This is a genomic window from Caulobacter sp. RHG1, assembly GCF_013181195.1.
Taxonomy (GTDB): domain Bacteria; phylum Pseudomonadota; class Alphaproteobacteria; order Caulobacterales; family Caulobacteraceae; genus Caulobacter.
The window spans coordinates 138433-151470 of record NZ_SMZP01000001.1; the positions used below are offsets into that span (position 1 = coordinate 138433).

Sequence of the window (13038 nt, forward strand, 5' to 3'; positions counted from 1 at the left end):
GCTCATGAAAACCCTGCTGATCGCCGCTGCGTTCGCCGCTTTTGCCGCCCCCCTCCTACCGAACATGGCCTTCGCGGGCACGCCGGTGACCCTGCGCATGGACACCACCGACGCCGACGGCCGCATCACGCTGGCCGACCTGTTCGACGGCGTCAGCGGCCCGGCCGCCAACATGGTCATCGCCGCCCGCATGGGCCCCACGGCGGTGCTGGAAGCCGGCCAGGTGCAGATGTTCGCCCGCCGCGCCGGCTATGACTGGACCAACAGCAACGGCATCCGCCGCATCATCGTCCGCGAAGGCGCCGACAACGGCGGCACGTCTGCAGGGGCCACCGCCAGCGCCTCGCGCGGCAATGTGGAAGTTCTTGCCTACGCCCGCAGCATCACGGCCGGCGAAATCGTCCAGCCCCAGGACCTGCTCTGGGTAAAGATGGCCGGCGCTCCGGCCGATGCGCCCCGCGACGCCGACGCCGTGATCGGCCTGGCCGCCAAGCGCCCCCTGCGTGAAGGCGCCGCAGTCTCGACCCGCGACGTGGGCGCCGCCCAGGTCATCAAGGCCGGCGATCTGATCACCATCACCTATGACGACGGCGGAATTTCCCTTTCGCTTCAAGGCAAAGCCGTCGCCAGCGCCGCGACCGGCGATGTCTTCGCCGTCCAGAACACGCTCTCGAAGAAAATCATCCAGGCCGTTGCGACGGGTCCTGGAGCCGCCGCTGTCGGTCCGCAGGCCCAGAGCTTGCAAGCTCGTTCGCAACCCGTCCGTTTCGCTGCTCGCTAAGAGGTTTCAGCCCCATGCGTCGCCCCGTCATCATCGCCGCCGCCCTGCTCCTGGCCCCGCTGGCCGCCTGCTCCACCGTCGCCGAGGCCGTGAAGGGCCCGGAACTGGCTCCGGTCGGCTATCCCGCCGCTCTGGCTCCGATCCAGCAGCAGTACGTCTCCTCGCGTGACCCCGCCCCGCAGGCCGCTTCGGCCAACTCGCTGTGGCGGGTCGGCGCCCGCGCCTTCTTCAACGACCAGCGCGCCAGCCGCGTCGGCGACATCGTCACCGTCATGATCGACATCGACGACAGCGCCAGCACCAAGAACGCCACCAACAGCTCGCGCGCCTCCAAGGGCAACGCCGGCATCAGCAACTTCCTGGGTCTGGAATCCAGCCTGGGCAAGGTGCTGCCGGGCGGCTTCGACCCGGCCAACGCCGTGGGCACCAACTCCAGCTTCAGCAATACCGGCCAGGGCGGCATCAACCGCTCGGAAAAGATCAGCCTGACGATCGCCGCCGTGGTCAGCACCGTCCTGCCGAACGGCAACATGGTCATCCAGGGCACCCAGGAAGTCCGCACCAACGCCGAGCTGCGCCAGCTGACCGTGGCCGGCATCGTGCGCCCCGAGGACATCTCGTCGGCCAACACCATCCGCCACACCCAGATCGCCGAAGCCCGCATCAGCTACGGCGGCCGCGGCGACATCAGCCGCGTGCAAAAGACCCCGGCCGGCCAGTCGCTGGTCGAGAAGTTCTCGCCGTTCTAGGCGAGGCCTGAGGGTTTGAAATTTGGGGGCGCGGCGGTCGCAAGGCAGCCGCGCCCTTCTTCGTTTGGCGGAGCCTTTCGAAGCGACGAGACGTTGAGACCTGCATGGGACCTCGCGCCATCGCCTTCGCCGCTCTCAGCCTCCTGGCCGCCAGCCTGGCCGGGTGCGCGCACGAGCAGGTCGCGCAAGGCCCCTATCGCTGGGCGTATCTGGCCGACGACGGCGATCCGCGTCTGGCCTATGGCCGCCCCAACAGCGACGACGTGGTGCTGATGCTGAACTGCCAGCCCGGCCAGGATCAGGTCAGGGTTTCGGCGCTGGGTCTGGCGGGCCAGGAGATCGTGCTGACCTCGGGCAAGACCGAAAGCCGCTTCCCGGCCCAGGCGCTGCAGGACGACATGTCCGGCAGCCGCCTGCTGGAAGGCCGCGGCCGCACCACGGCCCCGGCGCTGGCCAGCTTCCGCAAGTCGGGTGAGCTCACGCTGATGAACAACGGCCGCCACAGCCTGGCGGCAGCTTCTGCCGACCGAGGTAAGGTGCGGGCGTTCTTCAAGGCGTGTGGGGTTTAGGAAACCCCGACCAATCACCCAAACCCGTCATCCCGCGCTTTATGCGCGGGACCCATCTGTCCGCCGCAAGTGAAGTGCGGGCCTGCGCTCCCACGCGAAAGCTGAACCATGGGTCCCGCGCATAAAGCGCGGGATGACGATGGTGGTGGTTTGCGCTCTTAAGCCCGACGCCCCGCGCCCGCCGCGCTGACATTGTCCATGCCCAGCGCCGACAGCGATCCGCGCAGGATGCCCTCGGCGTCGAGGCCGGCCTGGGCGTACATGACGTCGGGCTTGTCCTGATCCTGGAAGACGTCGGGCAGGCACAGGGTGCGGATCTTCAGGCCGCGATCGAAGGCGCCGTGCTCGGCCAGGGCCTGCAGCACGAAGCCGCCGAAGCCGCCCATCGAGCCTTCTTCCACCGTGACGATCGCCTCGTGCTCGCGCGCCAGGCGCAGCAGCAGGTCGATATCGAGCGGCTTGGCGAAACGGGCGTCGCAGACCGTCGCCGAGAGGCCGCGGGCGGCCAGCAGGTCAGCGGCCTTGAGGCTTTCCGAGAGACGCGTGCCGAACGAGACGATGGCGACGCTGGTCCCCTCGCGGACGATACGGCCCTTGCCGATCTCCAGCGGGTCGATGGTCGCGGGCATTTCCAGGCCCAGGCCTTCGCCGCGCGGATAGCGGAACGCCGAAGGCCGGTCGTCGATCTCGGCGGCGGTGGCGACCATGCGGGCCAACTCCACCTCGTCGGCGGCGGCCATCAGCACCATGCCGGGCAGAGCGCCCATGAAGCCGATGTCGAAGCTGCCGGCGTGGGTCGGACCGTCGGCGCCGACCAGACCAGCGCGGTCCATGGCGAAGCGCACCGGCAGGCCCTGGATGGCGACGTCGTGCACCACCTGGTCGTAGCCGCGCTGCAGGAAGGTCGAATAGATCGCCGTGAACGGCTTCATGCCGTCGGCGGCCAGGCCCGCGGCGAAGGTCACCGCGTGCTGTTCGGCGATGCCGACGTCGAAGGTGCGCGACGGGAAAGCCTTCTGGAAGATGTCCAGGCCCGTGCCCGACGGCATGGCGGCGGTGATGGCGACGATCTTGTCGTCCTTCTCCGCCTGGCGGACCAGTTCCTGGGCGAACACCTTGGTGTAGCTGGGCGGGCCGCCGGCGGCCTTCTGCTGCTGGCCGGTGACGACGTCGAACTTGGCCACGGCGTGCAGCTTGTCGTCCGCGCCCTCGGCGGGGGCGTAGCCCTTGCCCTTCTGCGTGACGCAGTGGACCAGCACCGGCTTGTCGCCGAAGGCCTTGGCGTTCTTCAGCACGCTGACCAGCGCGTCCATGTCGTGACCGTCGATCGGGCCGATATAGTAGAAGCCCAGCTCCTCGAAGAAGGTGCCGCCGGTGACCATGCCACGGGCGTATTCCTCCGCCTTGCGGGCGGCTTCGCGCACCGGGGTCGGCAGAGGCAGCTTCTCGACGACGGTCTTGCCCAGCTTGCGCACCGAGCGGTAGGCGCCGCCCGAAACCAGGTTGGCCAGATAGGCGCTCATGCCGCCCACCGGCGGGGCGATCGACATGTCGTTGTCGTTGAGGATGACGATCAGACGCTTGGTGGTGTCCGTCGCCGCGTTCATCGCCTCATAGGCCATGCCCGCCCCCAACGAGCCGTCGCCGATCACAGCAATGACGCTGTTGTCTTCACCCTTGGCGTCGCGCGCGGCGCAGAAGCCCAGCGCCGCCGAGATCGAGGTTGCCGCGTGGGCTGCGCCGAACGGGTCGTATTCGCTCTCGGCCCGCTTGGTGAAGCCCGACAGGCCGCCGCCCTGGCGCAGCGTCTTGATCCGGTCGCGACGGCCGGTGAGGATCTTGTGCGGATAGGCCTGGTGGCCAACGTCCCAGATGACGATGTCCTTGGGGGTCTCGAACACGTGGTGCAGGGCCACGGTCAGCTCGACCACGCCCAGGCCCGCGCCCAGGTGGCCGCCGGTCACCGACACGGCGTCGATGGTCTCGGCCCTGACCTCGGCGGCCAGCTGCTTGAGTTCAGCGATGGAGAGCCCGCGCGTGTCAGCCGGCGAGGCCACGGTGTCGAGCAGAGGTGTTTTCGAGGACATGTTTGAAGAAAGCGCGGTCAGTTGCGGCGGTCTAGTACGAAATCCACGCTTTCGCGCAGATGTTCGGCCCGTTCGCCAAAGATTTCGAGATGGGAACGCGTCTGCTCGGCCAAAAGCGCCACGCGCTCCTTCGCCGCATCCAGCCCCAGCAGGGTGACGTAGTTGGCCTTGCCCATGGCGACGTCCTTGCCGCCAGTGGCCTTGCCCATGGTTTCGGGGTCGCCCTCGACGTCCAGGATGTCGTCGACGATCTGATAGGCCAGGCCCAGATCCTGGGCGAACGCCATCAGCGCCGCTCGCTCGGAATCTTTTGCCCGGGCGATGATCAGCGGAATCTCGAAGGCGAAGGCGATCAGGGCACCGGTCTTCAGGCGCTGCATGCGCGCCACCGCGCCGAGGTCGTCGCGGACGCCCAGCAGGTCGATCATCTGGCCGCCGGCCATACCCCTGGCGCCCGAGGCGATGGCCAGCTTGCGCACCAGTTCCGAACGGACATGGCCGTCATCGTGGGTGTCGGGGTGGGCCATGATCTCGAAGGCCGCCGTCTGCAGGGCGTCGCCCGCGAGGATGGCGGTGGCCTCGTCATACTGCTTGTGCACGGTCGGACGGCCGCGGCGGACGTCGTCGTCGTCCATGGCCGGCAGGTCGTCATGCACCAGGCTATAGGCGTGGATGCACTCCAGCGCGCAGGCCGCGCGCAGCACAGGCCGCTCGGGCAGATCGAACATCTTGCCGGTCTCGAGCGCGAAGAACGGTCGCAGGCGCTTGCCAGGGCCCAGCGCCGCATAGCGCATGGCCTCGGTCAGCCGCGACTCCGGGCCTTCACCGCGGGGCAGCAGTTCGTCGAGCGCGACGGTGACGATGTCGGCGGCCTGGACGATGCGCCTTGCCAAGGTGGAGGGGGCGAAGTCGGTCAAGGGCGGCTCCCCTCGTTTTCCGGGCAAAACCACGGCATCAGTTGAACTCGGCCGGCTCGGCGGCGACGGCCCCGCCCTGACCCAGCACGATCTTCTCGACCTTCAGGCGCGCGGCTTCCAGCTTCTTCTCGCAGTGGGCCTTCAGGGCCGCGCCGCGCTCGTAGATGTCGATCGACCGCTCCAGCGGCGCCTGACCCGACTCCAGCTCGGCCACGATCTTTTCCAGCTCGGCGAGCGCTTGCTCGAAGCTGTAGGCGGAAAGGTCGGAAACGGCGGTGTTGGCGGCGTCGGTCATTTCAACTCTCAGGGGAACAGGGCGAGCCTAGTGGCCAAGGCCCGCGCGGGCAACGACCTAGAGTCAAGGCGTGGTTAAGGAAAGAGGGCTTGAGGATCAAGCGCGGCTGAAGCGCTTGATGCTCCAGTAGGCGTGGCCCTCGTCGACCAGCTTGGTCAGCCCGCGTTGCTTGAGAGCGTCGGCGATCATCCAGTTGAAGAAGCCGTGAGCCAGCACCAGCACGTCCTGCCCCTGGTCGGCCAGCGCTGCCAGCCGGTCGGCGGCCTCGCCGGCTCGGACCTCGGCCTGGGCGCGGGTCTCCTGGCCGCCATGATGGTCGAAGAACCACCACCAGAACCGGGCGAAGAAACCCAGACGCTTGGGCGACATCTTCAGCCACAGCGGCCAGGGCGGCGGCGGCAGCGGGGCCTCGATGAAGGTCTCGTCGGTGGTGAAGACGCGATCGCCGACCACGGCGTTGGCCGTTTCAATGGCTCGGCGGCGAGTCGACGCGATGATCACGTCGACGTCGCGGGCGATGGCGATCAATCCGTCTGGCGGGGTCTGGCCGGCCTTCAGCCCGCCGATTTCGTAGCGCGCCCACCAGTCGCCGTACTCGGGCGCATTGAGGCGCACCTTGCGCGACAGGGCGGGCTCCCCGTGGCGGGCCAGGGTGATGATCCCCGGCTTGATGGGCGGGGATGCCTGGTCGGCGGTGGTGACGTCGGCCATGTTGTAGAGAAGTCGGTCGACCCCAAGGCCGTTCCGTCCCCTCCCCCTCCTGAAGAGCGCTTACGGGCGCAGCGGCGGATCGCCCCAGCACCGTCCGGTGGTAACCGGCCTCGCGTCTGGACACAACCCGATCCGAGTGGCTACTCCGGTTCCCCATGACCGACACGCTCCGCCGCGCAACCTTGGAAGACGCCGACGTCCTGTCCAGCCTGGGCGCCCGCACCTTCGCCGAGACCTTCGGCCACCTCTATCCGACTGAGGACCTGGAGACTTTCCTGGCCTACGCCTATGGCCTGGAGCGGACCCGCAACGATCTGGCCCATCCCGACAAGGCCAGCTGGATCCTGGAGGACGAGGACGGCGAGGCCATCGGCTACGCCCTGGCCGGCCCCTGCGACCTGCCGCACGACGAAGCGTCGGCGAGCGATGGCGAACTGAAGCGGGTCTATGTGCTGAAAGACCACCAAGGCGGCGGCCGAGGCTCCCGGCTGCTGGCGACGGCGCTGGAGTGGTTAGGCCCGCGCCGAATTTGGATCGGGGTGTGGTCGGAGAACTTCGGCGCGCAGAAGCTTTACGGGCGCCTGGGGTTCGAGAAGGTCGGGGAGTATTTCTTCAAGGTCGGCGAGACCAACGATCTGGAGTTCATCCTGCGGCGGGAGTGAGGCTGCTTAGCGCCCCCTCCGTCACGTCGCCTATCGGCGCCGCGCCACCTCCCCCGTTTCACGGGTGAGGATGAAGATACCTCCCTCCTGCCCCGCTTGCGGGGGAGGTGGCGCGATGCGGATACGCATCGTGACGGAGGGGGCGTTGCACGGCTCGTGATTAGGCGACACTATCGAACATCTGTTCGAAAGCCGCACCGATGTTCCTTCGCTTCTTCTCCGAGCTCCGCCAGGCCAAGGTGCCGGTGAGCCTGCGCGAATACCTTCTCTTGATGGAGGCCCTCGACAAGGAGGTCATCGATCGCTCGGTCGAGGACTTCTACTACCTGTCGCGCGCCAGCTTGGTGAAGGACGAGAAGAACCTCGACAAGTTCGACCGAGTGTTCGGCCACGTCTTCAAAGGCCTGGAAACCGTCGGCGAAGGCATCACCGCCGATATCCCTGAAGAGTGGCTCAAGGCCCTGACCGAGCGGTTCCTGACCGACGAGGAGAAGGCCCAGATCGAGGCGCTGGGCGGCTTCGAGAAGCTGATGGAGACATTGCAGGAGCGCCTGCGCGAACAGAAGAAACGCCACGAGGGCGGCAACAAGATGATCGGCTCGGGCGGCACCTCGCCGTTCGGCAACAATGGCTACAATCCCGAAGGCGTGCGCATCGGCCAGGACAAGAGCCGCCACGGCCGAGCCGTGAAGGTGTGGGACAAGCGCGAGTACAAGAACCTCGATGACTCGGTCGAGCTGGGCACCCGCAACATCAAGGTGGCCCTACGCCGCCTGCGCAAGTTCGCCCGCACCGGCGCGGCCGACGAACTGGATTTGAACGGCACCATCAAGGGCACGGCCGAGAAGGGCTATCTCGACATCCAGATGCGCGCCGAACGCCGCAACGCCATCAAGGTGCTGATCTTCTTCGACATCGGCGGCTCGATGGACGGCCACATCAAGCTCTGCGAGGAGCTGTTCTCCGCCGCCAAGACCGAGTTCAAGAACCTGGAATTCTACTACTTCCACAACTGCCTCTACGAGACCGTCTGGAAGGACAACAAGCGCCGCCAGACCGAGAAGATCCCGACCTTCGACGTCCTCCACAAGTTCCCGGCCGACTACAAGGTGATCTTCGTCGGCGACGCGACCATGAGCCCGTACGAGATCACCTATCCCGGCGGCAGCGTCGAGCACTGGAACGAGGAGCCCGGCGCGATCTGGATGCAGCGGGTGGTCGACATCTACCAGAGCTGCATCTGGCTGAACCCAACGCCCGAGCGGCACTGGGACTACACCCAGTCGATCGGCGTGATGAAGCAGATCATCGGCGAGCGCATGTACCCGCTGACCCTGGACGGCCTGGACAAGGCGATGCGGGAGCTGGTGCGGGGCTGACCCCTAGCGCTGAGCGCCGTCGTCGAACAGGCCGCCGCCATCGTGGGCCGGCTGACCGATCAGCGGCACCTTGGGCAGGTCGTGGTCGTTGGCGATCGTCGCGCCGATCTTGAAGGTCGACGTCGTCGCCCCGCCCAGCAGGATGAAGACGTCCTCGCGACCGTCGCCGTCGAGGTCGAAGCCCACGCGCGTACCAGCCACGGGCCCCTTCACGTCGGTCACCTGACTGGCGATCGCCTCGCCCAGCACGGCTTCCTGCGCGGCCAGGACGTTGCTGACGGCGGCCGTGCTGACCACGGTCACGTGGCCCTTGCCCATCACGGCCAGGTGGTCGCCCTTGGCGGCCGAATAGTCCAGCACCACGCCCAGCAGCGCCTCGAGCTTGGTGGTCGGCTCGTGGGCCACGATCAGGAAGGTGTCCGCGCCGGTCCCGCCGGACGCCACCACGCGGGCGTTCATGACGATCTTGTCGTCGCCGGCTCCGCCGTCGATGCGATCGATCTGGCCGGCCTTGGCGCCGCCGCCGTCGATATAGTCGTCGCCGCCCTCGCCCTTGATCACTTCACCTTCAGCCGTGCCGAACATCACGTCGGCATTGGCCGTGCCGGTCATCACCGAGCGGCCGGCGGCAAAGCCTGCGCCATCCACACCGGCGGTGACGGGCGCATCCTCGGGCAGGCTCGCGACGGTTTGCGGAGCGCTGGACGCGACCTCCAAAGGCGCGGCGGCGGCCAGATGAGCGACCTTGAAGGCGCTCAGACCGGCGGCGGCCTCGACGGGCGCTTCGATGGCCAGGACCTTGAGGGCCTCGGGCTTGATCGGGGCCTGCGGCGCGGCGACGCCAGCCTCGGCCGCAGAATGCTGGATGATCCGGCCGGCGGCGCGTTCGCCATCCAGACCCAGCGACGCGATCAGGCGCGAGGTCACCGAGTCGACCGACAGGTCGTTGGCGCGCGGCAGGTTGTCGAAATTCAGACGGCCGCCCTCGCCGACCTCGATGCCGCGCAGTTCGAGATAGAGCCCCACGGCAATGACCAGCGACAGGAAGGACTGGGCTTCGCGGCTGGCTGGGTTGAACGCCACGACGTTGCCGCCCGTCTCTTCGGGACCGCCCGAGGACAGGACCTGGCGCAGCGCGCCCCACAGGCTGCCGACCTGGGAAAACATGTCGATCGCGGCGTCATGCACGACGAAACGCCCATCAATGCGGGCGATGTGGACCAGCACGTCCTGGTTGGAATCGGTGACGACGTACCAGGGGTCGCCGGAGTCGGTCTGACCGAAGACGCTGTCGATCTCGCCATAGCTGCTGGCCAGCTGCTGGGTGAGCAGCATCAGCAGGCCGCGCTCGTTGGCGGACCAGTCGGTGGCCGGAGGCCGGGGGCTGAAAGCGAGGATCTCACCCATGGCGCGGCTCTTTACCCTTGAGCAGCCCGTTCGGCCATACCGTCGTCGACATCGACGTCATCGGCGGCCTCATCCGAAACGCCTTCGAACAGAAGCCGGTGAAGTTCCGGCTCATAATAGCGCAGCAGCGTCCGGGCGAATTGGCTGGGGTCCAGGCCGAGGCTCTGCGCCCAGATCGCCTGGGTCTCGATCGGCACGCGCCCGAGGCCGTTCTCCACCTGGGACACGAAGGTGTAGTAGCGCAAGCCGGTCATCTCGGCCAATTCCGCCTGGGTGAGACCCGCGGCCTCACGCGCAGACTTCAGCCAACGCCCGGCTTCGCGCCGGAGAGTTTTGGTCAACGCCGCCTTGGCGGGGTTCATCGCCGTTCGTGACATCGCAAAGCCGTTCCCGCGCCCACAACTCGGACGCCGCCTTAGTTGTTACACATTGCGTAAAAACGCAACAGCAGGTTATCGAAGGCTTGCAAAGGCCTTGCGGAAGGTTCAGAACCACGCATACAGTTTTAACGCAACTATTTTGAACGCAGGCCGCGGCATGTACGTCTCCATCGACCCAGCCCATTCCCGCCGCGCCTCCCACTGGGCGACGACGCCGCGCCTGTCGCTGATCATGGTCGTGTACATGACCGGTCCGGCGCTGATCGAAAGCGTGCGCCACGTGCTGGCCGAGCCGCTGGTCGACGAGTTCATCATCGTCGACAATGGCTCCTCGCTGGCCGACGCGGCCTGGCTGCGCGACCTGGCTCGCCGCGAGCCGCGCGTGCGCCTGCTGCAGGGCCTGGGCAATATCGGCTTCGCGCGCGCCGCCAACCTGGGTGCGGCCAACGCCAAGGGCCGATCGCTGGTCTTCTTGAACCCGGACGCCTTCCTGACTACCGGCGCGGTGTCGGCCCTGATCGACGCCGCCCGCGACCGCCCGTCGCCATGCATCATCGGCGCGCGGGTGTTCAACACCGACGGAACAGAACAGCGGGGCGCGCGGCGCGGCGAAGTTACGCCGGTCACGACCCTGCTCAGCCTCTCGAAGCTTAGCGCCACCCTGCCCCCGCTGCGCCGCTTCGAGATCCACCGGGAGAGCGAGGCCCCCCCTTCGCACCCGGTGGACACCCCCACCATCTCGGGCGCCTGCTTCTATATGTCGGCGGCCGACTTTCACGTGCTCGGCGGCTTCGACGAGGGCTTCTTCCTGCACGTCGAGGATGTCGACCTGTGCTGGCGCGCCCGCAAGATGGGCGGCAGCGTGCTGTTCCAGCCGGGCGCCCGCATCATCCACGTCGGCTCGACCAGCAAGGAGAACCCCCTGGTCATCGAGTGGCACAAGGGCAAGGGCCTGGTGCGCTACTTCCTCAAGCGCGCCGACAGCAAGCGCCGCAAGGCGCTGGCGCTGGCGCTGGCTCCGCTGATCCTGGGCGTCGCCGTGGGTCGCCCGCTGCTGCGCCAGCTGGTGCGCGGCCGCATGGGCCGACCGGTCGAACGCCTCGCAACGCGCCAGCCTGCCGAGCAGCGCGTAGCCTAGACGCGCCTGAACGTCGATTAGACAGCCCACCGACGATCTTGACGCTTGCGCCAAATTCGAACGGTCGTAAGACTTCCCCACGGGTAAACGGGGAATATGTAGTGAGTCCGACCACCGACGCCGCCTCGACAGAGGTGGAGGCCGCCGAGACCGAAGCCGCCACCAAGAACCTGGTCTTCGTGGCCGCCGAACGCCTGTTCGCCCTTCACGGCTTCCAGAACGTGTCCGTGCGCGACATCACGGCCGCTGCCGGCGTGAACCTGGCTTCGGTGAACTACCACTTCGGGTCCAAGGACGCGTTGCTGTTCGACATCTTCAAGCGGCGCACGGCCGAGCTCAATCGCGAGCGCGCCAAGATGCTGCACGAGGCCAACGACCGTCACGACGGCAATCCGCCGCTGCGCGAGGTTCTGGCCGCCCTGCTGACCCCGCCTCTGCGCTGGCTGGCCCCGGACCACGAGCGCCGCATCTCGCTGCAGTTCGTGATCCGCGCTCGCAGCGAAGGCACTGACGAAATCCGGAACGTCCTGAAGACCGACGTCTCGCACCTGCGCCGTTTCTCGGACGCGCTGCTGCGCGCCCGTCCCGACCTGTCGCCCGAAGACGTCTACTGGCGGCTGCACTTCACCCTGGGCATGCTGCACAACAACCGCTTCGCCGAGTTCGACCGCCTGAACGTCCTCTCCGAAGGTCAGACCAGCGAAGCCGACGTCGTGGGGCTGCTGGAGCGCATGCTCGACTTCGCCGAGGCCGGCTTCAACGCTTAGCGACAGCTCCTGGCAACCCCACCATGACCCGGCGCGTTAGCGCCGGTCATGGGACGACTGCGCATTCTTCACGAGACCCTCTACACCTACGATCGCCCGGTGCGGTTCGGCCCACAGCGGCTGATGATCCGCCCGCGCGACAGCCATGCCCTGCGCATCGTCGAGGCGTCGCTGACGCTGTATCCGCCCGGCGAGACGCGGTGGAGCTATGACGCCAACGGCAACTGCGTCTGCTTCTTCCGGCCCGACGGCGAGTCCAAGTCCATGCGGGTGGCCAGCGAACTGCTGATCGACCGCTTCCCCGCCCCGCTGGCCCCGCCGCGGATCCAAGACCCCCACACCCTGACGCCGATCATCTACGCCGCCGAGGACCGGATCACCCTGGAGCCGTTCATTGCGCCCGTGACCGACGATCCGGACGCGGTGCTGCTGCGCTGGCTGCGTGAACTGGACACCTGCCGCGACGAGTCCGCACTGGAGTTCCTGCTGCGCGTCAACCGCACCATCCACGAGCAGTTCGAGTACCAGGGGCGCGAGGCCGAGGGCGTGCAGAGCCCGGTCGAGACGCTGAACCTGCACAGCGGCGCCTGCCGCGATGTCGCCTGGCTGATGGTCGAGGGCCTGCGCCGCCTGGGCTACGCCGCCCTGTTCGCCACCGGCTACATCCATTCGCCCGGCTCTGAGATCCGCGGTGCGGGCGCCACTCACGCCTGGTGCGAGGTGTTCCTGCCCGACCTGGGCTGGCTGGAGTTCGATCCGACCAACGGTCTGGCGGAATCGCCGGATCTGATCCGTGTCGCCGCCACCCGAAGCCCCGCTCAGGCGTTACCCGTGTCCGGCGCCATCATCGGCGACCCCGGCGCATCGCGACTTCACGTCTCCGTGGATGTCAGCCTGGCCGGTGGGATCGCGAGCGCGGCGTGATAAGAAAAGTGCGGGAGGAACGACCCATGACCAGCGGCTTCCAGAACCAGACCCCCAACTTCACCGGCAGCCTGCCGAAGACCGAGCCCAAGGCCCAGCATGGCCAAAAGCCGGACAAGGACTGCATGAAGGTAAAGGAAAAACGCTCCTTCGAACCCAAGCCGGGTCACTGACCGCAGAAAACGTGCTTAACGCAAAGTCTTGTCACGCAAGGTGTCTAGGCACGACGGTAAGGTTTTATTAACCTGCAACCGAGGGGTAACGGGGAGCTG

At 67.3% G+C, this 13038-nt stretch carries 15 protein-coding genes; 9 read left to right on the plus strand and 6 right to left on the minus strand.

Annotated elements, in window-relative coordinates:
* Nucleotides 1-4: 4 nt before the first annotated feature.
* The 3 genes from flgA (at nucleotide 5) to E1H18_RS00695 (ending at nucleotide 2099) form a co-directional block, all read left to right on the plus strand.
* The gene (gene flgA / locus E1H18_RS00685) at nucleotides 5-781 is read left to right on the plus strand and encodes a flagellar basal body P-ring formation chaperone FlgA (RefSeq protein WP_172262736.1); all 777 of its coding nucleotides are present in this window, start codon (nucleotides 5-7) and stop codon (nucleotides 779-781) included.
* Nucleotides 782-795: 14 nt separating this feature from the next.
* Nucleotides 796-1530, plus strand: a complete 735-nt coding sequence (gene flgH / locus E1H18_RS00690) for a flagellar basal body L-ring protein FlgH (RefSeq protein ID WP_172262737.1) — start codon at nucleotides 796-798, stop codon at nucleotides 1528-1530.
* A gap of 104 nt (nucleotides 1531-1634) precedes the next feature.
* Complete coding sequence (locus tag E1H18_RS00695; RefSeq protein ID WP_172262738.1) at nucleotides 1635-2099, plus strand: hypothetical protein; 465 nt, start codon at nucleotides 1635-1637, stop codon at nucleotides 2097-2099.
* Between the two features lie 158 nt (nucleotides 2100-2257).
* Here the strand turns inward: E1H18_RS00695 and dxs are convergent, their stop codons facing one another.
* From dxs to E1H18_RS00715, 4 genes are all read right to left on the minus strand, one after another.
* Nucleotides 2258-4186 carry a 1-deoxy-D-xylulose-5-phosphate synthase gene (dxs, locus tag E1H18_RS00700; protein ID WP_172262739.1) on the minus strand — a complete coding sequence of 643 codons (1929 nt, stop codon included), beginning with the start codon at nucleotides 4184-4186 and terminating at the stop codon, nucleotides 2258-2260.
* 17 nt (nucleotides 4187-4203) lie between these two features.
* On the minus strand, nucleotides 4204-5103 hold the full coding sequence (locus E1H18_RS00705; protein WP_370526383.1) for a polyprenyl synthetase family protein: 900 nt from the start codon (nucleotides 5101-5103) through the stop codon (nucleotides 4204-4206).
* Nucleotides 5104-5140: 37 nt separating this feature from the next.
* Nucleotides 5141-5398 (minus strand): exodeoxyribonuclease VII small subunit, encoded by a 258-nt coding sequence (locus E1H18_RS00710; protein WP_172262740.1) that lies wholly within the window; start codon nucleotides 5396-5398, stop codon nucleotides 5141-5143.
* 96 nt (nucleotides 5399-5494) lie between these two features.
* Nucleotides 5495-6109: a histidine phosphatase family protein gene (locus E1H18_RS00715; RefSeq protein WP_172262741.1), complete on the minus strand. Its 615-nt coding sequence runs from the start codon at nucleotides 6107-6109 to the stop codon at nucleotides 5495-5497.
* Between the two features lie 155 nt (nucleotides 6110-6264).
* Between E1H18_RS00715 and E1H18_RS00720 the strand changes: the two genes are divergently transcribed.
* Both E1H18_RS00720 and E1H18_RS00725 read left to right on the plus strand, forming a co-directional pair.
* Nucleotides 6265-6771, plus strand: coding sequence for a GNAT family N-acetyltransferase (locus tag E1H18_RS00720; protein WP_172262742.1), 507 nt, complete (start codon nucleotides 6265-6267; stop codon nucleotides 6769-6771).
* 200 nt (nucleotides 6772-6971) lie between these two features.
* Nucleotides 6972-8150: a VWA domain-containing protein gene (locus tag E1H18_RS00725; protein WP_172262743.1), complete on the plus strand. Its 1179-nt coding sequence runs from the start codon at nucleotides 6972-6974 to the stop codon at nucleotides 8148-8150.
* Between the two features lie 3 nt (nucleotides 8151-8153).
* Here the strand turns inward: E1H18_RS00725 and E1H18_RS00730 are convergent, their stop codons facing one another.
* Both E1H18_RS00730 and E1H18_RS00735 read right to left on the minus strand, forming a co-directional pair.
* Nucleotides 8154-9557: a calcium-binding protein gene (locus E1H18_RS00730; RefSeq protein ID WP_172262744.1), complete on the minus strand. Its 1404-nt coding sequence runs from the start codon at nucleotides 9555-9557 to the stop codon at nucleotides 8154-8156.
* A gap of 11 nt (nucleotides 9558-9568) precedes the next feature.
* Nucleotides 9569-9934, minus strand: coding sequence for a helix-turn-helix domain-containing protein (locus E1H18_RS00735; RefSeq protein ID WP_172262745.1), 366 nt, complete (start codon nucleotides 9932-9934; stop codon nucleotides 9569-9571).
* A gap of 160 nt (nucleotides 9935-10094) precedes the next feature.
* Here E1H18_RS00735 and E1H18_RS00740 point away from each other — a divergent pair, with 160 nt between their 5' ends.
* The 4 genes from E1H18_RS00740 (at nucleotide 10095) to E1H18_RS00755 (ending at nucleotide 12939) form a co-directional block, all read left to right on the plus strand.
* Nucleotides 10095-11075, plus strand: a complete 981-nt coding sequence (locus E1H18_RS00740) for a glycosyltransferase family 2 protein (RefSeq protein WP_172262747.1) — start codon at nucleotides 10095-10097, stop codon at nucleotides 11073-11075.
* Nucleotides 11076-11176: 101 nt separating this feature from the next.
* Nucleotides 11177-11842 (plus strand): TetR family transcriptional regulator, encoded by a 666-nt coding sequence (locus tag E1H18_RS00745; RefSeq protein ID WP_172262749.1) that lies wholly within the window; start codon nucleotides 11177-11179, stop codon nucleotides 11840-11842.
* 48 nt (nucleotides 11843-11890) lie between these two features.
* Complete coding sequence (locus tag E1H18_RS00750; protein WP_172262751.1) at nucleotides 11891-12766, plus strand: transglutaminase family protein; 876 nt, start codon at nucleotides 11891-11893, stop codon at nucleotides 12764-12766.
* A 26-nt stretch (nucleotides 12767-12792) separates the two neighbouring features.
* Nucleotides 12793-12939: a hypothetical protein gene (locus E1H18_RS00755; RefSeq protein ID WP_172262753.1), complete on the plus strand. Its 147-nt coding sequence runs from the start codon at nucleotides 12793-12795 to the stop codon at nucleotides 12937-12939.
* Nucleotides 12940-13038 lie beyond the last annotated feature (99 nt).

What these genes read in the sequence shown, in the direction of transcription:
- E1H18_RS00740 (WP_172262747.1), top strand. Translation starts at nt 10,095, where the DNA reads ATGTACGTCTCCATCGACCCAGCCCATTCCCGCCGCGCCTCCCACTGG.
- flgH (WP_172262737.1), top strand. Translation starts at nt 796, where the DNA reads ATGCGTCGCCCCGTCATCATCGCCGCCGCCCTGCTCCTGGCCCCGCTG.
- dxs (WP_172262739.1), bottom strand. Translation starts at nt 4,186, where the DNA reads ATGTCCTCGAAAACACCTCTGCTCGACACCGTGGCCTCGCCGGCTGAC.
- E1H18_RS00730 (WP_172262744.1), bottom strand. Translation starts at nt 9,557, where the DNA reads ATGGGTGAGATCCTCGCTTTCAGCCCCCGGCCTCCGGCCACCGACTGG.
- E1H18_RS00715 (WP_172262741.1), bottom strand. Translation starts at nt 6,109, where the DNA reads ATGGCCGACGTCACCACCGCCGACCAGGCATCCCCGCCCATCAAGCCG.
- E1H18_RS00750 (WP_172262751.1), top strand. Translation starts at nt 11,891, where the DNA reads ATGGGACGACTGCGCATTCTTCACGAGACCCTCTACACCTACGATCGC.
- flgA (WP_172262736.1), top strand. Translation starts at nt 5, where the DNA reads ATGAAAACCCTGCTGATCGCCGCTGCGTTCGCCGCTTTTGCCGCCCCC.
- E1H18_RS00725 (WP_172262743.1), top strand. Translation starts at nt 6,972, where the DNA reads ATGTTCCTTCGCTTCTTCTCCGAGCTCCGCCAGGCCAAGGTGCCGGTG.
- E1H18_RS00720 (WP_172262742.1), top strand. Translation starts at nt 6,265, where the DNA reads ATGACCGACACGCTCCGCCGCGCAACCTTGGAAGACGCCGACGTCCTG.
- E1H18_RS00695 (WP_172262738.1), top strand. Translation starts at nt 1,635, where the DNA reads ATGGGACCTCGCGCCATCGCCTTCGCCGCTCTCAGCCTCCTGGCCGCC.
- E1H18_RS00710 (WP_172262740.1), bottom strand. Translation starts at nt 5,398, where the DNA reads ATGACCGACGCCGCCAACACCGCCGTTTCCGACCTTTCCGCCTACAGC.
- E1H18_RS00755 (WP_172262753.1), top strand. Translation starts at nt 12,793, where the DNA reads ATGACCAGCGGCTTCCAGAACCAGACCCCCAACTTCACCGGCAGCCTG.
- E1H18_RS00735 (WP_172262745.1), bottom strand. Translation starts at nt 9,934, where the DNA reads ATGTCACGAACGGCGATGAACCCCGCCAAGGCGGCGTTGACCAAAACT.